Origin of the sequence: Streptacidiphilus rugosus AM-16, from assembly GCF_000744655.1 — a bacterium.
Taxonomy (GTDB): domain Bacteria; phylum Actinomycetota; class Actinomycetes; order Streptomycetales; family Streptomycetaceae; genus Streptacidiphilus; species Streptacidiphilus rugosus.
On record NZ_JQMJ01000001.1, the window covers coordinates 130711 to 148172 of the forward strand.

The window sequence follows — 17462 nt, forward strand, 5'->3', positions numbered from 1 at the left end:
GATTAGGCAGGTCGTCGGGGCAGGTTCACTGGCAGCTCGATGACGATCTTGATCGTGACCTGGTGCATGGGATCGTCCTTGCGGGTGGCGTTGTAGGCGAAGGTCGAGATCGGCCGCTTGACCCGGCGGGGCAGGATACGGAGCCGACGGTGCTCGGGAGCGAGTTCGCGGGGGTCCAGGACGGCCTGGGTGATCCGCGGCATGCTCGGTGAGCCAGGACCGGGCACGGTGGTTCCGGAGGCGTTGACCACGGTGAGCCGTGCCGTGCGCAAAGTGACGGTCAGGGAGATACGGTCGGGGTCGACATCGTTGCTCTGCCCGGCACGGCCGGCGATCTGCCGGGCGGCCTGGTAGACGACAAGCAGGCCGAACAGTTCCTGCCGTACTCCGTCCAGGCTCTGCGAGCGCAGGACGCGGTCGCTGCCCTTGAGTGTGACCTTCAAGCCCAAGAACGCGGTCTCCGCCTGCCAACGCTCGTGGTAGAGCTCGACGAGCTCGGCCGCCGGGTACGTGCGGTGGTCGAGCAACGTGGTGACCAGGCGGATCTCGGAGCTGCGGATGCGCCCGTCATCGGCACGGACGGTGACGGTCGCCTCGATCACCCTCAGTGCCAGGCCCTGGGCCTGCGGCGGGACACCGCGGCGGTGACGTGTCCAACGCGCCAGACGCGCACGCTCGTTCTGGCTGGTGGCCATGGACAGGTAGGTGCCGTCCGGCAGCTGGTGCAACACGGGCGGCAGCCGGTCGACGCTTGTCCTCCACAGCAGATGGGCACCGGTCGCGGCGGCCGCGCAGACGAGCGGAACACCCTTGCTGCCGCGGTCGGCCAGCAGCAGCATCCCCGGCCGCAGCGCGCGGCACAGCACCATGCACTGGTCCTTCTCCGATTGCGTCCACGGGCCGGCGACCACGTCGATCAGGGCACGGGTCCCGCACTCGACCAGGGCGGTCAACCGGAACAGCGGGAAGCCGCCCAGGCCGTACTGCCCGCGGCCGCTTCCGCATTCCGCACGGTTCTCCGGGCTGTCGGGGACCTGCAGTCCGGTGCCGTCCCAGGCCACGGTCCGCAACCCGCGCCACCACGATCCTCGAGCGTGTTCGGATGCCACCGTGCCCTTGACCTCGTCGAACAGGGCCACCAGCGGCGCGGACCCGACGCGGCGACGCGCCTGCCGCAGGGCAGCCGCCGACGGAGCGAGATCCGGAACACCGGGTCCGGCCACCAGGCAGGCCCACACACCGCGATACCCATAGCCCGTGAACAGAGCCATCGCCAGTACGAAGTACACGACCACGCGCGAAGGCAGTTTCCTCACCCGGGACTGCACCCGGCCGGACCCCTCCAGCACGGCGTCGACGAGAGCAGGGGTGATGACCTGCGTCAACTCACCCAAGTGCCCCGCGCCAAAAGCACATCCACCACCACGGGCACGCACAGGCATGCCAGACTGAACCATCGGGGCTCCCCTGCAGACGGTGTCTTGGTCGACTCCCGTCCTACGCGGAGCCCCGTCCCGTCACACGGGCTTCGCCGAACAGCTTGACAACCAGCCCCGACCTCAAACTTCCCGGCATTGACCTAATTCCAGGCCTCGACCACGAGGGTCGGACCGACACCACACAAGCCGTTCGTGGCACCAGCTCACCGCACGGGCCCCGGTCTACTCAGGAGCTCCGAAGGGCTCTGGGGTATCGAGAGGTCACCGTGCGACGGGCTCGCACCACTAACAACATGTCCACGAACAGCCCTCTGCCCGCGCGGCCAACACCAACGAGTGATCGAGTGGATGGCATTGACGCCTCTGGCGGTCGCGAGAGCACCGAGCACCGCCCGTCTCCGCGGAGGCCTGCAGGCCAGGTGTTCATTAGGTCTGACGCTCGGTACCCACGCGGGCCGCCAGAGAGATGTAGCGGGCGGTGGTGGCCTCGCAAGCACCGCACGCCGCCGCTCTCCTGATGGGCATCGGTGCCGGGTAGCGATCTGGCGTACGTCCGGTGCTTGCGAGGCCGCCGCTTCGGCCTGCGCCAGGTCGATCGTGAGGAACTCGGGGCCACGCTCTGCCAATAGGACTGAGCACCCAGGTCAATTACAGTGATCGCCCGAGGTCCACAAGATCGACCTGCCGCAAGTGATCGAGTTGCCTGCCGCTCTGGCCTGAGACATCCGTAGCCAGGTAGTGAGGAAGGCATCACAACCCGTTCGAACCACCCCGGCGAACCGCGGGGCCCGTGAAGTGGCTACAGGGGAATTAGGTGTTCATCCACTCATGCCCGCACTGACCCTCGCCGCCGCTGCCGCCAGGCACACCGACCTCGTCCGCGTCGACAGCCGCACCCTCCAAGGGCGGTGCCAGTTCCACGAGGACACCAGCAGCGCTGGCACGTTCTACGTCAGCGAACACCAAGGCGTCTACAACTGCTTCGGCTGCGGCTCCACCGGCGACCTCACCGGGTTCCTCATGCGCGCCGAAGGCCTGTCCCGCGACGAAGCCCTGCGCCGTGCAGCCTGAGGCGTGCACGACGAAGGGGGTGCCTCCCACCTGGGGAGGCACCCCCTTCTATCGTTGAAGCGGACTTCAGATGGGTGGGCAGGCCTTCCTGCAAAGTCTGACTCTGACGAATCACGAAGGCCCTCACGCTCCCGGTAGGGATGTGAGGGCCTTCTTTGTGCAGCACGTGGACGGATCGTCAGCCACTCATGGAACGTTCCTGGCGGCGCTCCTGGAGAGACTGGGTCACCCGCTCAAGGTCGAGGGGGGCAAGGTGCCAAGCCAGGGCACCAGCGACCTCCTCGGGCGACACCCCGTCAGTCAGCAGCGCGGAAACGAGGTGACTCACCTGCCGTGAGTCCATCTCAGCACGGATAGCCTTCGCGGTCTCGACCGCGTCGAGCGGGTTGAGCAGCAACGTGACCGTGCCTGCTGATCCTTCCGGTGCAGCCGGACGTTGTTCCGGCACCCCCTGCGTGTAAACCGGGTTTACATCCCCGCCCTCACGAGGTCCGTCAGAACCAGCCGGCTCACTGATCGAGAGGCCCGTGTAAACCGGGTTTACATCGGCGGCTTCGTTGGGCCTGCTGCCGACCTCGGGCTCGGTGGCCGGGCCCCCCGTGTAAACCCGGTTTACATCCGCCTGGTCCTGAGTCGCTCCCTGCACGCCCGACGCTGCTCTGGCCGAAGCCTTGGTCTGGGCCGCTTCCCTCGCCGCCTGTGCCCGCTCCTTCTGCTGCGCGGGGGAGAGCTTCCCGGCCCGCGCCTCGGCCCCGATCTTGCGAGCCTCCTTGATCGGCAGCTCACCGGTCCCAGCCTGCTCCTGCAACTCTGGCGTCAAGTGCAAGAGGGAAAGCCTCTGGCCGACCCAGGCCCTGGACTTGCCGAGCTTTCGTGCCACCTCAGCCTGGTTGCCGCCGTACACGGTGTCGAGGAGTTGCTCGATCGCCTGCGCCTCTTCGAATGGCAGGAGATCCTCGCGGTGGGCGTTGGCGACGAGCGCAGCCTCCATCATGTCCGACGCCGTGGCGACCAGGTCGTCATTGAGGTCGACGCGCAGAACTTCAAGGCCCGCGCGGTTGGCAGCAAGCAGACGCCTGTTGCCGTCCAGCGCAATGAAGTCGGCGGCGCCGATCGCCGCAGCTTGCTCGGGGTGCGCGTCCAGGAAAGCTTCCCGGCTCACCACCGTGATCGGGACGATCTGCTGCCGGCGAAGGCTCTCCGCGAGCTCCTCGATCGACTCGTCCACGATCGTCTTACGCGGGTTGAGCGGGTTGAACACGATCGACGAGAGCGGGGCACGGGAAGACCGCCGGACCCGCCCTGTCGCGTCGAGTGCCTCGCTTCGGGCAGCTGCCTCGGCCTGTCCCCGCTCATCAGGATGGGCGAGGGCACCGAAGGAGCCGCCTCCGCCCTGGAGCTTCTTCGCGATGCTCATCCGAGCCTCCGGCGGATCTCGCGCATGCGCTGCGCCTGCGTGGACGTGGGGGCGTACATCAGCAAGGGCTGCTTCAGGTGGACTGCCTCGCGCTGCTCCTTGAGGTCGGGGACGACCGCGACTACGGGAGGGGTGCCGAGAGAGTGCCAGTTATCGAGGGAGTGCGTGGCGACGTAGCCCTTGCGCTTGTCGAACTTGTTGACGACCAGTCCGAGGCGGTCGATGTCGACGTCGTAGTCCAGGCTGACGGCGCGGATCTGGCTGTCGAGCATGGCGTAGGCGTCGGCGGAGGAGTCCTCGGCCTCCACGGGGATCAGCACGCCGGACGCGCCGACCGCCTCGTTCTTGCGGCGGTGCCCGTAGAACAGGCCCGCGTCCATGGCCAGTCCCAGGTTCGGGGGAGCGTCGATGACGATGGTGTCGAAGTGCTCCTCGAGCGGGGCTAGGGCTCGCTGCAGGGAGGTCTCGCGCGGGCCGCGGATCGAGCCGAGGCGGGAGTCGAGCAGGAAGGCGTCGAAGCTGGACGGCAGCAGGAACAGGCGGTTGTCGAAGTGCTCCGGCGTGATCGGCACGACCTGGTCGAGTAGCGTCCCCGTGGTCCGCTCCCGGTCGACCATGTGCGTTACCAGGCTTTCCTCGCCGGGCGGCACCTGCTTGACGCCGAGCTGGGAAGTGAGGTGGCCCTGAGGGTCGTAGTCGACCAGAAGCGTGCGGCGGCCCGGAAGGGCGGCCAGTCGCTGCTTACCGGTGGTGGCCGGCAGGCCCAGCGCTATGGCCTGGCCGATGCCCGCGGCGATCGTGGTCTTGCCGACGCCGCCCTTCTGGTTGCATACCACGATGCGGCGCGAGTACTGGGGGATCGTCAGCTCAGTCAGCGGCACGGTGTGGGAGTCGACCCAGACGCGGATGGCTTGAGCGAGCCCCTGGGCGTATGAGATGACCCGGGCGCCGCACTCGGTCTTGAACCGGTCGTACAGGCCAGCAGGAAGCCAGGTGTTCCAGCTCTCCGCGCCGGCGGTGTCCACCGTGGAGGTGCCCTCGGCAGGGCGGGCAAGCCATTGCTCGACGGCGTCAGTGACTGCGTCCTGCATATCGATGCCGAGTTGGGCTGCTCTGGTCTTGAGTTCCTGGCGCAGGGCAGCTGGCAGCTTCGACGCAACCTTTTCCCGAGCACCGTCAGAGTATGGAGTCGCCATGACGTCACCATAGTGGCATCGCGGCCACTTGGGTGCATTGGATGCGCGCGTGTCTACCTGGTGCCGGTGCGCCTGCCGCAATGCCTGGCCGTTTCCCGCCGGAGCTGGCTCAGTCGAGCGTGACCATCCGCGCGCTGACGGTGCCGTAGTCGAGGGCCTTCGGCCCGCCGATGTCGCAGAGCAGCCTCTCGGTGAGCTCGTGCAACGAGGTCTTCTCTGCTCTCGCAGTTGGACGAGGATTCAGTCGACCCCCGGTTCAGCAGGAGGTGGGAGATCGGTACTGCACTCAACCCGATCTCGCCCTCGCTTGGTTGTCGGTTGACCGGGGCAGAATGCCTTTACTCGTACACGACACATCGGGGAGTGGGCATCGTGCCGAGCTACATGAAGATGGGCGACGTACGGGCCCTCACCTACAGCGAGCTGGCGCGCTGGTGGGAAGTCGACTTCGACGTCCTGGTCACCACGGCCATCGCAGAGGCCACCGGCCCGATCCACCCCTCGGCATCTGAAGCCCTGCACAGTGACGCCTGGACTGAACGTTGGGCAGACGCCCTCTACGCCGGCGCTGGTGAGCTCGCATCCAGCGTCGAGCGCATGACCTACACCTGCGACACACGCCTGGCCAAAGTCAGACGTCAATCCGGTGCCGTGCAAGAGCGCATGGGCGAGGTAAACGCCCTCCTCAAAGCACGGCAACAGGACCAGGGCTGGGAGATGCTCCCAGAGCATCTCAAGGACGCGCGGCTCATGGCGCTGGCTATCCTCGCGAAGCACTACCGCGAGGAAGCCGATCAACTGTTCACTGAGGAACTCGGCCGCCAGGGCTTGCCCACCCATCCACCGCTCTACGGGACCGGCTACCGCAACGTCATGGACGCCATCGAGGACGCAACGAAGCGCGGACTGATCGACACACCTGCGAGCCCTGGCATCCACGCCCTGCTGGCAGCACCACCACACAAGATCACCCATCTCGCGGCGGGGGATGTGACAGACCAGCAGGAGCGAGTCGCCGACCTGCGCCACCCGCTGCTTCTGCGCCCCTGGGCCTCGGCTCTCGAGCATCTACGGGACCGCCACTGCGAGCTGGCCGGCATCCCCGCGCAGTTCACGATCTCGCTCTCCACGCTCAACATGCGGGAACTGCGCGCGGAGAGCAGCGAAGACGCCTGGGATGTCATCAATCGGCGCCGCTTCATTCGGGCCCTGGCCCAACGCTGGCGCGAGTGCCAGATGCTCATCCGACAGCTGGGACGGACGGTCGCGCAGGTTAGCGAGGATCTGCGGCGGCCCTGGTATGAGGCAAGCTGGGCCGCCCGAGAGGAGCTAGGGCAGCGCCACGCCGAACAGATGCATGCCCTGGTTGTTGCCTTCGCTCCCTACTGCGAGGCGGAGACGACCCGGATACGCCGAGGCGCGCTGCCTGGCCGTACACGCGGGCCGCTGGTCCGAGAGCTGAGGCAGGCACTCGCGGACGGCTGCTGGCGCGCATTGCTCGACCCTACGGCTCACCCTGACGCGACCGCGGAGTGATTACGGCGTAATCACCCGGCGCCTGAACCCCATGCCCAGATCGCACACAGCAGTCATGTCAGGCGCCACCCGAAGCAGCTGCAGGGCCTTTCTCCCACGTCAGTGAGTAACGGCGCAACATGTGCCGGCGGTATCGCATGCCCGGGAGCAGGCGCCGAGCGACCGCACGGACCTCGCCGTAGCTCATGCATGGGTCGGCCAGCGGCATCCCTTCCGGTCCGTGCGCGTGGCGGACCAGCTTGGCGACACGTACGACCGGGGCGGCCGCGATCCTGACGGCCCAACCCGTCGCGGTCGCATCGCGGGCCAAGCCGACGACCACCAGCGTGCCGTCTGGCCGGAGCAGGTCGCGCATGCGCGTGAGAGCGGCCTCGAAGTCCATGTGGTGGATCGTGGTTACTGAGCAGATGAAGTCGAAGCCCCCGGCGGGGAGGTCGGCGGTGAGGAAGTCGCCCTCGATCACCGTCACGTCTGGGTGCTCAGTGTTGAGTTCGCGTGCCCGGGCGGCCATGTCCGGCGACAGGTCGATGCCGGTAACACGCTGCGTCAGCCCGCTGAGCTTCCGGACGAGCAGGCCGTCTCCGCAGCCGACGTCCAGTGCGTCGCGGCACCCCGCCGGGACGGCGCGAAGGATGCCGGGGTGCCTGGCGACGTTGGTGTTCCAATACAGGTCCACGACCGGCCCCGCCATCGGTCAGCCTGTCCGTCGGCGGGCGGCGACGGCGTCGGTGTAGAGCTCGTTCGTCTCGTCCTCGGCGCCGATGCCGAGCTCACGCAGCAGTGTGCGCACGGCGTCGAGTGCCCCGGGCAGTTCCTGCTCGGTGTCGGCGCTGGTCTCCACCTCGAAGAAGTGGCCCCCGAGTTCGGGGACCTGGACGAAGGTGACGGCGAAGGAACGGCCATCGATGGCCAGGTCGTAGCTGCGGCAGCGCTTCTCGAATGCGAGCGCGGGGGAGTAGCCGAGGTGTCCGAGGATGGTGTGCAGCGCGGCCGGGTCGGCGACAACAGTCTCCCACTCGGGCTTGGACCCGGAGACGGCGTCGACGCGCGGTTCCTTGTACGTCAGCACGGAGCGGGTCGACGTCGCACCGTGGACGGTGCGGATCCGCAACTCCCGGTCCGTGGCGTCCAGGCGGCCGTCCTGGTCGAAGTAGGTGTCGGCGTAGACCTCGCTCCTGGCTTCGGCGCGTTGCTCAAGGGCGTCGAGGACGCCTTTCGGGTCGTGGACCTTCGCCTTGACCTCTGCCTCGATCACGTGGGCCTCCCCATGTGCTGCGCCCGTCTCCGACGGTGCGCTCGCTCTCGTCCAGCATCGCCTCGAACATCCGGCGGAAGCCCGCGACGAGCGGTCCGGCGAGTGCCTCCACCATCTTGTACACCGCGGACGCGTGGCCTTCCCAACCCGCGGCGAAGCAGGCGACGTACCAGACGGTGTCGCAGCGGATCAGCCTCCACACCGGTAGCGCCTGGTAGCGGTGGACCTGGACGTCGCCCTCGGCGGCGAGGTCGTGCAAGCGCTCCTGGGCGAGGTCGATGCCGGAGGCGAGCGCGAGCGGTGACTCGCCGATCTCGGCGGCGCGGCGGGCGAGGGCGGGGGAGTCGCCGGCGAGCAGCAGGACGTGCAGCCGTGGGGGAGTAGGCCGAGTCAGGTGGGCGTGCAGCAGTGAGTCGTTGAGGGCGAGCAGGCCGAAACCGCGCACCGCGAGGATGTCGACCTCGCGGGCGGTGGCCGCCTCCTGGCCGATCTCGGCGGCGGCCGCGGCCTGGGTGTCGTAGACGCGGACGACCTCGGGCCAGGTGCCGAGGTCGAACGCGGCGCCGGTGCTGTCGCGCGCGGGGGCGAGGCCGAGCAGCCGGCGGGCGTCGTCGGGCATGGTGAGCCCGCCGGCGATCCGCTCGAAGAGGTCCAGCCGCTCCACCCGGCGCCGCTTGTTGGCGATCTCGCTGATCCGGCCCTGGGCCATGCCGGTCGCGGCAGCGAGGCGGCCCTGGGAGACGCCGTAGTTGGCGGCCTGCTGGGAGTGGGACTGTCTGGCGATCGGCTGAACGTGGATTCGCCGCACCCGCCGCTGTGCCCCCGGGCAGCTGGCCGCGGACCGTGGGGCACGGCTCCGGGTAGTCGGCCCGGAGTGGGGCCGGATCCGTGAGCGGTCGGTATCAGCTCGGTGAGGCGGCGCGCAGGACACGCCTGGCGGTCCGGGCAGGCGACCGATCCGTGCGCGAGCCCGGAGGAATGACGAGCGGATGCGCGACAGCCGACGCGGTTGCCGCCGCCCGGCCGGCCCGTGGCACCCCCGGCGAGTCTTTCCCTCCAAGCCCACCCAGCCGGGCACCCTCGCCATGGACACGCGCTGACGTCGGCCCCGATGCGTCGCAGCGGCTGACGGGGCCGTTCTCATGCCGCCCTGTCGATGGCATAGGTTGCATCCCATGCCGAACCGTCCCATATACAGCCCGGCCGAGCAGCGGGAGATCAGCGGCCGTGCCGTGCTTGCGCGCAGCGTCTACCGGTGCGCCCGGGAGCCCTGGGCTGAGGAAGAATCAGCCCGACGAATCCGGGACTGCCGGTGACCGGCGGCATGCCAGAGAGGAAGGCTGAGCCGGTGAACGACGATGATGCTCTTGAGCAGGCTGCCGCGGCGGTCGAGGCCGCGAAGCGGGACCTGTACGCGGCGCGGCGCGTCTTGGCTACGGCCGTGCAGGCGGCGCGCCGTAGCGGCGTGTCTGTGGCCCGGATCGCCGCGCGGACCGGCCTGGACGCCGGGGCTGTCCGCAACATGCTCGCTGCCGCGGGGGTGCGGTAGCCGGGCCTTACCTGCACTTCGGGAGGACCTCCGAGGAGCTTGGCCTATGACCGCCACAGTGCGACCGTGGATGAATCCCGAGGGGTTCTCCGAGGCCAACGACGGCTATGCCACCGTCAGCTGGGAGTGGGACCGTCTGGTGATCGGCTGAGGATGGCCCGGCGGGTGCGGTGCTCGGGGGTTCACCGCGCCCGCCGGATTGCCCGCAGGGGAGCCTGTCCGCAGCCCTGTGGGCACCACTTGGGGAGTGTGAGCCCCGGCGCCGGAACCGTCAGGAAGCGCGGACGCGGCGGCGCCCGTGGCGAAGCGCCTTTCACCAGGCTGCACCACGCGGGTCGGACTGGCATGCGGAGGGCGGGCGAACGGGTGGCCCGGCGGCGGGCATGAAGAAGCCCGGCACCGGTCAGAGTGCCGGGCGATCCCGTGCGAGCGTGATGAAGCGTTCAGCGACGGTGAGCTGAGTGGAGCTTAGCTGCCCGGGTGATCAGCAGTGGGGCCCATTGTGGCGACGCCGCTTCTCCATGGCCGCCGTCGGCACCGTTGCGGCGAGTACATGTATGACGTCGCGGCGCTTCTCCCTGCGCGGCTGGTCGAACAGGTGCCCAGCAGCGATCCGCGGCCGGTCTCGGTGAGGGGGCTGGATCAGGTCTGTGTCTTCGCCCTGCGGTATCACGGCCGCAGCGTAGCGCCGCCGTGAGTGCCCCGGCAGGCTGTTGCCTCTGTTGGGGCACACACCGTCAGGGGTGCGTGGTACTGCTTGTCGCATGCCTGACGGCCCGAACATTCCGGAACCGCGCAGGGAAGGGGGCACCGCAGCCCCGTGTCATTGCCTGGTCGCCGCCGACGCCTGATCAGGTCGCCGAAGTGCGGTCGGAACTGGTGGAACACCTGGGCACCGACCATGCGCTGACGATGATGACGCAGATGGTAGAGCTCGGCAGGGCCTCTGTCCGCCCTCCGGGAGCGCCGTCGCAGGCCGCCGGACTGCTGCTGAGGGAGGAACGGCACAGGTTCGCGATGGCGCAGCTCTACTACGCGTCTGCCGAGATGACGCAGGTGGCTGTGGCCGCGGTTGCGGGTTTGTGGCGCTTGGTCAGGCGGGGCCTGCTGCCGTGCCGTCGCAGGTCTGGTCGCGGGGCGGCCACTTCGCGTCCGGTGGGGGTAAGAGTAGGTCATTGCCAGCCGCGGATGACGTGCTTGTCGGCCTCCTTATTTGGTTCCAGCCCAGGGAGGGCCCGGCGTGCACTGCCGGGCCCTCCCTGGGGCCCGTTACTTGCCGGCGAGTGCTACGAGAACCTTGTTCCAGGCGGGTGAGGTGACCATCGTGATGGCCTGCTGGACGGTCAGTGCCGGGTGGTTGGGCTTGTCGGTCGCCTCGCCGAAGTGAATCTGCTGACCGTGAGGGCCGTTCCAAAACACGTCCAAGAAGGCGGCGCCGGTGCCCTTCACGGGGTCCTTGAACGACTTGTCCACGACGACAGTGCCGCCGTCGAGGTGGAGGGTCGTGCAGGTCTCGAAGGGAACCCCGGCCAGCGTGACGCAGTGCATCGGCTTCTTGGCCGAGGCCACGATCGTCAGCCCGGTGGTGGACCGGCCGCCAGGGGTCGTGAGGTCGGTGCTCACCGAGGCGTACCACTGCCCCGACATGGCCCGCTCGGGGGCGGAGACCTGGAACGGCACCCCGCCGTCCTGGGAGAAGGGCGCGGTGCTGGAGTGGGCGGGGAGCAGGGACTTGAACGTCCCCGCCACGTAGCCCTTCATCCAGGCAGTACCGGCCGGGGCGGGGGCTGTGCTCGCGGTGAGCGCCGTGTGGGCGGCGGTCGTGTTGACGGGGGCGGCGAACGCCGAGGGCAGAACGGCGGCGATGCCGGCCGCGATGGCCAGCGAGCTGCCGGCCACCATCGCGGTGCGGGTGCGCCGCCGGGTGCGGACGCCGGCCCGGAGGCGGGCGCTCTGGTCGGGGCTGATCGGGTTGGTGTCCTGGGTGCTGTGCATGAGTCTTGTCAGTTCCCTCTCGAAATCGTCCATGAATCCGTTCCTCCTTCAGGTCACCGGGGAGAGAGTCAGTGCGGTCCGCAGCCTCGTGATGCCGCGCGAGGTGAGCGAGCGCACGGTACCCACCGGGCAGCCCATGGCCTCGGCGACGGCCGCCTCGGGCAGGTCCTGGTAGTAGCGCAGGACCACGGCCGCGCGCTGTTTCGGTGGGAGCAGCGCAAGCGCCGCGGTGAGCCGGTGCCGGTCCGACACCAGTTCGGCCGTGTCGGCTGACGCCGGGGGGTCGGGCAGGTCGTTGGTGGGGTGTTCGCCCCACCAGCGCCGCCGCCGGGACCTGGCGGCCGCGCGGACCAGGACCTGGCGCACGTAGGCCTCCGGGCTCTCCCGGCCGACACGGCCCCAGGCGAACCAGAGCTTTACCAGTGCGTCCTGCAGCAGGTCCTCGGCCCGGTGGGCGTCTCCCGCGGTGAGCAGGCAGGCAAGGTGCAGCAGAGCGGTCCACCGGGCCTGCACGAACGCGTCGAAGCCGTCCCTGTCAGCGCCCATGCGCCCCACCTCTTCCCCTTGTCCAGTGCCTTGCACAGGTAGAAAGGCCTTGGACAGCCCGTCACTATCCACACGGCGGTCGTGACCTGCGCCACAGAGCCGGACAGAACGGGGTGCCCAACCCAGTGCAGTGGCGCAGAGTCCGGGGCCACCAGGACCGTGACAGCAGGCGCGAACCTGTTCTTCCAGCTGATCTCGAACAGATGCGAACGCGCGTCCGTGATCGTGACCAGCAACAAGCCCTTCGATGGGGAGAGGTCTTCGGAGACGAGACCGTCGCCGCCGCCATGATCGACCGCCTCGTCCACCACGCCGAGGTCCACTCCACCAACGGAACGCAAAGCTGAGTTTGTCGGTCACGTTGGACTCCGGTGGGCCGGTGGAGGGGCTGTATCTGCACCCTGACCACCGTCGACGCCTGCGTCGACCTGTCGTGGAGGGAGTCCACGATGTCCAGTGATCCTCACCGCGCTGTCCAGCGGGCTGTGCCGCCCGAAAGCCCTGCGATGGACCGTTTCGTCCCAACTGCGGGGCGTGCGCTGTTGGTAGAAGGGGCGCATTGGGGGCATGCGGCGGGAAACCGTCGACACGTCGGGATCGCCGTCCTAGCGTCCGCAGTAGGAGGCGGATGTGATGGGCGAGGTGTCGAGGTTGAAGTCGCTGGAGGCCGCGGGACTGGTTCATCCGCGGGCCGACGCGGTCAGCGCACCGTTGTTCGGCGACGGCGGGTTCTTCCTGGCCCAGGACAAGGTCCAGGTCAAGTACGAGATGCTGCGCGCACACGCGGTCGAGGGCCGGACCGCGGGTGCCGCCGCGACGGCCCATGGCTACTCGCGGTCCGGGTTCTACCTGGTCAAGACGGCTTTCGAGGAGACGGGCATGGCCGGGCTGCTGGACGGTCAGCCCGGACGACGCGGCCCACTGAAGGTCACCGAGGACATCGCCGCGTTCCTGCGTGCCGCCCCGCCGGGAACCTCCGGCGCCGTACTGGCCGACGAGGTGGAGCGGCAGTTCGGGGTCTTGCTGCACCGCCGCACGGTGGAGCGGATCCGACGCGGATGAGCTCCGGACACGCGCAGTATGGCTGGTTCGACCGGCCCGGCGAGCCCGCGCAGTCCGAGTACGAGGTGCTGCGAGCACACGTGATCGAGCATGGGCGGCTGCCGTCGTCGCTGGCTGCGGCCCGGTTCGCGCGCCGCGGGCTGGCGGGGTTGATCGAGTGGCCGCAAGGTGAGCGCGCGTGGCGGGCCGAGTTGCTGGGCGCCCGTCGTCCCGGGTGGAGTCCGCATCACGACGCGCGCGTGGATGCTCTGGCCGCGGTGTTCGCGGTGCTGCTGGAGGCGGCGGGGCGGCTCGATGCCCGAAGCGAGTGGTGGGGGCGGTGGGCGCGATGAGGGCGGCGTTGTATGCGCGGGTGTCGACCGAGGGGCAGCAGGCCCGGGGCACGATCGGCTCCCAAGTGGAGGTCTTGCGCGCGCGGGTGGCGGCGGAGGGCGACGAGCTGGTCGCGGAGTTCACCGATGACGGCTGTTCGGGGGCCCGGTTGGACCGGCCGGGACTGGATGCGTTGCGAGACGCAGCGGAGGCGGGGCTGTTCGCCCGGGTATGGTGCCTGTCCCCGGACCGTTTGGCGCGCGTCTACGCCTATCAGGTCGTCGTCCTGGACGAGCTGGCCCGTCTTGGGGTGAAGGTGTGCTTTACCGACGCGCCGCCGGTCGCGGACGATCCGCAGGTCACGCTGCTGACCCAGGTCCAGGGGATGATCGCCGAGTACGAGCGCGCGAAGATCGCCGAGCGGTACCGGCGCGGCAAGCTCTTCCGTTCCCGGGCCGGCGAGGTGCTGTCCTGGCGGGCGCCCTACGGTTACCGGCGGGTCCCGCGTGACCACGAGCTGCCCGCGCATCTGGAGGTTTTCGAGCCGGAGGCCGCGGTGGTGCGGCGGATCTTCGCCGACTACACCGAGCGGGGCCTGTCGATGCGGCAGATCGCCCGGGGGCTGGCCGCGGACCGGATCCCCACTCCCCGGAGCGGCAAGGGAACCTGGGGCACGTCCACGCTGGGACGTCTCCTGCACAACGAGGCCTACGTCGGCCGGGTCTACTTCAACCGCACCGAGGCGGTGCCCAACCCAGGGCCCGGCCATCGTTACCGGCAGATCCCCCGGCCGCGTGAGGAGTGGATCGCGATCGCGGTGCCCGCCATCATCACCGAGGAGGCGTTCGCCGCCGTCGACCGGGTCAGTTACGACAACAGCCAGTGGAGCCCACGGCGGGCCGAGTCTGGCCAGTGGCTGCTGAGGGGCCTGGTCAAGTGCGGGTCCTGTCACGTGGGCACCAACTGCCACAAGATGCGTGGGCGCAACGGCACCTGGCATCGCTACTACTACTGCCGCAACCACGATCCGATCCGCGCCGGCGGCAGCGACCGCCGCTGCCCGGAACGCAACATTCGGGCCGACGCACTGGACGCGTTCGTCTTCGCCGAAGTGCGCCAGGCCCTATTGCGTCCCGATGTCCTCCTGGCCGGCGAGCAGGCCACCGCCGCGCGGGCCGGTGACGCTGAGTTGCTGGACCGTGAGCTGGCCGGTCTTGACCGCAAGCTCGCCGCCGCCCAGGCCGAGCGGGGTCGCCTGGCCGATCTCTACCAGGCCGCTCTGATCGACCTGCCCGAGCTGCAGCGACGCGCCAATGGCCTCGAGCACCGGCGCGGCGACCTGACCCGCCGCCGAGACGCACTCACCGCCCGACGGCACGAGCTCGCGCAGACGGGTCAGCTGCGGCGCAGGCTGGACGGCTTCGCCCAGCGCGTGCTCACCGGACTCGACGCCCTCGACTTCGACCAGCAGCAGACGCTCCTCCGCCTGGTGGTCGAGGAGATCGAGGTAAGCGACTGGCGAGTGAAGATCCGCCTACGGATCCCCCTGGACGACCCACCAGCCGAGCCCACGCGATCCGACCCCCGCCCACGCCGTCCCACGCCGTCCAGCGAAGACCGTTTGCGTTCCGTTGGTGACGTTCAAGGGAGAGTCCTACCGCATGCGCGGCCGCGAACTCGGACGCGTCCCCACCGACCCCAACGACACCGACCACCAGCACCGGGACCGTTTTCATCCGGCCAAACTGGGTCACTGTTCACGCGCCGCCGACATCCAGACCGTCCTGGACTTCATCCGGGTGCCCCGGATCGGCCCGGGCCGCCCGCGCACCCGGCCGGACAAGGTCCGCGCCGACAAGACATACGGCTCCCGAGCCAACCGCGCCTACCTGCGCCAACGCGGCATCCGCTGCACGATCCCGGAGAAGCTCGACCAGATCGCGAACCGCAAGAAGCGCGGCTCGCACGGTGGCCGACCACCGAAATTCGACAAGGAGGGCTACAAGGCGCGCCACGCAGTTGAGTGCGGGATCAATCGCCTCAAACGCCACCGTGCGGTGGCCACGAGATACGACAGCTCGCCGTCCGCTACGAGGCCACCGTGAGTATCTGCGGGGCAGGCGAGCGCGGGCTGGCTGGAACCGTCTGTGTCCGGGCGTCGATCAGCGGCTGGCCGGTGCCGGCCTCGTGACGGCGCGCGAGGGGAAGGCGGTGCCGCTGTTCGCGGGGGGCGGGCGGGTCCGCACAGCGGGTGTGCCCGGAGGGTGCAGGAGTAGGGCGTTGGATCTTTGCAGCCGTAAAGATCCAGCCGCGGCCCTCGAGGGAGAAGCTGGTCAACCGGCGACCGATGCGTACGGGTGGTGGTCTTTGGCGGGTAGTGGGTGGCGGCTGCCTGGGTTGCCGGAACGTGCCGCAGCACTGATTTCGATGATGGCGTCATCGGGAGGGGATGACGTTGTGCCCGGCACGGTCATGCCGATCAGGCCGAGGCCGATCGTGTAGTAGGCCCTTGCGATCCCCGCAGAGGCGAGCAGCTTCAGGCACCGGGGACACGGTCGCGCCAGCATCGGTGTGCCGGATGCGCCGACGCGGGCCACATAGATCTCTCGGCCGGAGGCGTCGGCGACGCGTCGAAGAGCCGCCTCCTCAGCATGAAAGGTGCTGTGGCGGAAGTCGATTGTGGGGGAGTTGCGCCGCTTGTTGGGAGCTGCGGCGAAGACACGCCCACGGGAGGCTACGACCGCGCCCACCCGGAATCGACACTCGGAGCGCAGAGCCTGGCGGATGGCCAGATCGATTCCCATCACGGCAAGGGGCCGCCGGTTCGGGAGTTCTGCTTGAGGCGAGCCACGAGGGGGCCCGTCTCAGCTGTTGAGTGCGATCACGAGGTAGCGGGGTTGGTCAGCTGGAGCGTTGGTCAGGCCAAGCGTGTCGATGCCGATGTCCTCGGCCACGACGGTGACCCGCCCGCGGTCCATGACCAGCTGCAGGAGGCGGGGCTCGATAGCGAGGTGCATGTGCACGCCCTCTCCGTCGCGGCGGAATTGCACACTCATCTTCTGATTCGTGACTTCGGACATGACCAACCTCCACCTCGGCGATTCGTTCGAACCAAGAGTGGGCGAGAGAAAACGGTCATGTCTGCCCGATCGGGCATCCGCGCGGGAGGGGAGGGTGGGACCGTCGGGGCAGGGGCTCCCCATGGGGAGGTCAATCTTTACAGCCGTAAAGATTGGCCTCCCGCTGTCTCGTGTCTCGGAGAGACTCAGCGCTTGTGCTGCTGGGCGTTCGAGATCTGTTCAGCCAGCTGTTTGGCCTTCGCCTTGCGCTGGACGTTCTCCGCGAGTGTGGGGAAGACCCCGCCAAGAGCGCTGGCGAGCCGAATCTCGAGCGGCGCGACATTGACCTCGGCGCGGTTGCGTTGGATGGCTTCGATCACGGCCGTCGCGACCTGCTGCGGAGCGACCGTACGGGTACCGGCTGGGGGAGTGGCGCCGGTGTCGGCGAACATGCCGGCGTCGCGGACGAAGCCGGGCTGGACCAGGGAGACGCCGATACCCGTGCCGTGGAGGTCCTGGCGCAGGCCGTGCGTAAAGCCTCGAAGTCCGTACTTGGTCGCGTTGTAGAGAGGTACGGAGGGAGAGGCTACTTTGCCGGAGATCGAGCCGATCATCACGACGTGCCCGCTTCCCCTGGAAAGCATGCCAGGGACCAGCAGCCGGGTCAGCATGATCGGTGCGCGCAGGTTGACGTCGAGGGCGCGGTCGATCTGTTCCGGCGTGTAGCCGAGAAGGTCCCCGCTGGAGGGCAGGGCGGCGTTGGCGATGAAGACGTCGACCGGGCCTGCGACCTCGGCCAGACCTTCCACTGCCGCTGCCGAGCTGAGGTCGGCGGCCAGGACCTGGGCGTCGAGTTGCTCCGCCAGTTCGGTGAGGGCTTCGATGCGGCGCCCGGTCAGGACCAGACGAACATGATGCCGGTGGAGCTCCCGCGCGATCGCGCGGCCGATCCCGCCGCTCGCTCCTGTCAACAGCACCGTTTTTCCGGTCAGATGCATCATCGTGCCTGCCTTTCATCGATTACT

General features: G+C 68.9%; 16 protein-coding genes and 3 pseudogenes. 8 read left to right on the top strand and 11 right to left on the bottom strand.

Annotation, left to right across the window (positions count from 1 at the left end):
* Positions 1 to 2: 2 nt before the first annotated feature.
* The gene (locus BS83_RS00630; RefSeq protein WP_198035074.1) at positions 3 to 1394 is read right to left on the bottom strand and encodes an IS4 family transposase; all 1392 of its coding nucleotides are present in this window, start codon (positions 1392 to 1394) and stop codon (positions 3 to 5) included.
* An 873-nt stretch (positions 1395 to 2267) separates the two neighbouring features.
* On the opposite strand from BS83_RS00630, the gene BS83_RS00635 reads away from it, so the two are divergent.
* Positions 2268 to 2510 (top strand): CHC2 zinc finger domain-containing protein, encoded by a 243-nt coding sequence (locus BS83_RS00635; RefSeq protein ID WP_037599625.1) that lies wholly within the window; start codon positions 2268 to 2270, stop codon positions 2508 to 2510.
* 178 nt (positions 2511 to 2688) lie between these two features.
* On the opposite strand, the gene BS83_RS41100 is transcribed toward BS83_RS00635, so the two are convergent.
* Together BS83_RS41100 and BS83_RS00645 are read right to left on the bottom strand one after the other, a co-directional pair.
* Complete coding sequence (locus tag BS83_RS41100) at positions 2689 to 3927, bottom strand: ParB/RepB/Spo0J family partition protein (protein WP_051942274.1); 1239 nt, start codon at positions 3925 to 3927, stop codon at positions 2689 to 2691.
* Positions 3924 to 5123, bottom strand: a complete 1200-nt coding sequence (locus BS83_RS00645; protein ID WP_037599626.1) for a ParA family protein — start codon at positions 5121 to 5123, stop codon at positions 3924 to 3926. The genes BS83_RS41100 and BS83_RS00645 overlap by 4 nt, the downstream gene beginning before the upstream one ends.
* Before the next feature lie 372 nt (positions 5124 to 5495).
* Between BS83_RS00645 and BS83_RS00650 the strand changes: the two genes are divergently transcribed.
* Positions 5496 to 6659, top strand: coding sequence for a hypothetical protein (locus BS83_RS00650; RefSeq protein WP_157596665.1), 1164 nt, complete (start codon positions 5496 to 5498; stop codon positions 6657 to 6659).
* 58 nt (positions 6660 to 6717) lie between these two features.
* Here BS83_RS00650 and BS83_RS00655 read toward each other — a convergent pair whose 3' ends face one another.
* Genes BS83_RS00655 through BS83_RS00665 form a run of 3 tightly spaced genes read right to left on the bottom strand, consistent with a single transcriptional unit; the run spans position 6718 to position 8722 of the window.
* A complete protein-coding gene (locus BS83_RS00655; RefSeq protein ID WP_232247978.1) occupies positions 6718 to 7335 on the bottom strand; it encodes a class I SAM-dependent methyltransferase in 618 nt (205 codons plus the stop codon).
* A gap of 18 nt (positions 7336 to 7353) precedes the next feature.
* On the bottom strand, positions 7354 to 7914 hold the full coding sequence (cyaB, locus tag BS83_RS00660) for a class IV adenylate cyclase (protein ID WP_037599629.1): 561 nt from the start codon (positions 7912 to 7914) through the stop codon (positions 7354 to 7356).
* The gene (locus BS83_RS00665; protein ID WP_063774061.1) at positions 7853 to 8722 is read right to left on the bottom strand and encodes a hypothetical protein; all 870 of its coding nucleotides are present in this window, start codon (positions 8720 to 8722) and stop codon (positions 7853 to 7855) included. The genes cyaB and BS83_RS00665 overlap by 62 nt, the downstream gene beginning before the upstream one ends.
* Positions 8723 to 9262: 540 nt before the next feature.
* Between BS83_RS00665 and BS83_RS00670 the strand changes: the two genes are divergently transcribed.
* On the top strand, positions 9263 to 9463 hold the full coding sequence (locus BS83_RS00670) for a hypothetical protein (RefSeq protein ID WP_157596667.1): 201 nt from the start codon (positions 9263 to 9265) through the stop codon (positions 9461 to 9463).
* A gap of 1269 nt (positions 9464 to 10732) precedes the next feature.
* Here BS83_RS00670 and BS83_RS41105 read toward each other — a convergent pair.
* Together BS83_RS41105 and BS83_RS00680 are read right to left on the bottom strand one after the other, a co-directional pair.
* Entirely contained in the window at positions 10733 to 11491 is a 759-nt protein-coding gene (locus tag BS83_RS41105; protein WP_051942276.1) for a hypothetical protein, read from the bottom strand.
* A gap of 15 nt (positions 11492 to 11506) precedes the next feature.
* The gene (locus BS83_RS00680) at positions 11507 to 12004 is read right to left on the bottom strand and encodes a SigE family RNA polymerase sigma factor (protein ID WP_037599633.1); all 498 of its coding nucleotides are present in this window, start codon (positions 12002 to 12004) and stop codon (positions 11507 to 11509) included.
* A gap of 159 nt (positions 12005 to 12163) precedes the next feature.
* Here BS83_RS00680 and BS83_RS43110 point away from each other — a divergent pair.
* The 5 genes and pseudogenes from BS83_RS43110 to BS83_RS46985 all read left to right on the top strand — a co-directional run.
* Positions 12164 to 12351: pseudogene (locus BS83_RS43110) on the top strand (ATP-binding protein).
* Positions 12352 to 12637: 286 nt separating this feature from the next.
* Positions 12638 to 13066 carry a helix-turn-helix domain-containing protein gene (locus tag BS83_RS00685; RefSeq protein WP_037599635.1) on the top strand — a complete coding sequence of 143 codons (429 nt, stop codon included), beginning with the start codon at positions 12638 to 12640 and terminating at the stop codon, positions 13064 to 13066.
* Positions 13063 to 13398, top strand: a complete 336-nt coding sequence (locus BS83_RS00690) for a hypothetical protein (protein WP_037599637.1) — start codon at positions 13063 to 13065, stop codon at positions 13396 to 13398. Before BS83_RS00685 ends, BS83_RS00690 begins: the two co-directional genes overlap by 4 nt.
* Positions 13395 to 14483, top strand: a pseudogene (locus tag BS83_RS46980) (recombinase family protein); the annotation flags it as partial. The gene BS83_RS00690 and the pseudogene BS83_RS46980, both read left to right, overlap by 4 nt.
* Before the next feature lie 673 nt (positions 14484 to 15156).
* A pseudogene (locus BS83_RS46985) lies at positions 15157 to 15453 on the top strand (transposase); the annotation flags it as partial.
* Positions 15454 to 15711: 258 nt separating this feature from the next.
* Here BS83_RS46985 and BS83_RS43135 read toward each other — a convergent pair.
* The 3 genes from BS83_RS43135 to BS83_RS00705 all read right to left on the bottom strand — a co-directional run bounded on the left by BS83_RS43135 (position 15712) and on the right by BS83_RS00705 (position 17435).
* A complete protein-coding gene (locus BS83_RS43135; protein WP_157596671.1) occupies positions 15712 to 16182 on the bottom strand; it encodes a cytidine/deoxycytidylate deaminase family protein in 471 nt (156 codons plus the stop codon).
* A 60-nt stretch (positions 16183 to 16242) separates the two neighbouring features.
* Complete coding sequence (locus BS83_RS00700; RefSeq protein WP_037599639.1) at positions 16243 to 16458, bottom strand: hypothetical protein; 216 nt, start codon at positions 16456 to 16458, stop codon at positions 16243 to 16245.
* 185 nt (positions 16459 to 16643) lie between these two features.
* Positions 16644 to 17435 (bottom strand): SDR family NAD(P)-dependent oxidoreductase, encoded by a 792-nt coding sequence (locus BS83_RS00705; protein WP_037600230.1) that lies wholly within the window; start codon positions 17433 to 17435, stop codon positions 16644 to 16646.
* Positions 17436 to 17462: the final 27 nt, after the last annotated feature.

Coding starts and splice junctions, on each gene's coding strand:
- BS83_RS00635 (WP_037599625.1), top strand. CDS start 2,268: ATGCCCGCACTGACCCTCGCCGCCGCTGCCGCCAGGCACACCGACCTC.
- BS83_RS41100 (WP_051942274.1), bottom strand. CDS start 3,927: ATGAGCATCGCGAAGAAGCTCCAGGGCGGAGGCGGCTCCTTCGGTGCC.
- BS83_RS00645 (WP_037599626.1), bottom strand. CDS start 5,123: ATGGCGACTCCATACTCTGACGGTGCTCGGGAAAAGGTTGCGTCGAAG.
- BS83_RS41105 (WP_051942276.1), bottom strand. CDS start 11,491: ATGGACGATTTCGAGAGGGAACTGACAAGACTCATGCACAGCACCCAG.
- BS83_RS00680 (WP_037599633.1), bottom strand. CDS start 12,004: ATGGGCGCTGACAGGGACGGCTTCGACGCGTTCGTGCAGGCCCGGTGG.
- BS83_RS00685 (WP_037599635.1), top strand. CDS start 12,638: ATGGGCGAGGTGTCGAGGTTGAAGTCGCTGGAGGCCGCGGGACTGGTT.
- BS83_RS00690 (WP_037599637.1), top strand. CDS start 13,063: ATGAGCTCCGGACACGCGCAGTATGGCTGGTTCGACCGGCCCGGCGAG.
- BS83_RS43135 (WP_157596671.1), bottom strand. CDS start 16,182: ATGGGAATCGATCTGGCCATCCGCCAGGCTCTGCGCTCCGAGTGTCGA.
- BS83_RS00700 (WP_037599639.1), bottom strand. CDS start 16,458: ATGTCCGAAGTCACGAATCAGAAGATGAGTGTGCAATTCCGCCGCGAC.
- BS83_RS00705 (WP_037600230.1), bottom strand. CDS start 17,435: ATGCATCTGACCGGAAAAACGGTGCTGTTGACAGGAGCGAGCGGCGGG.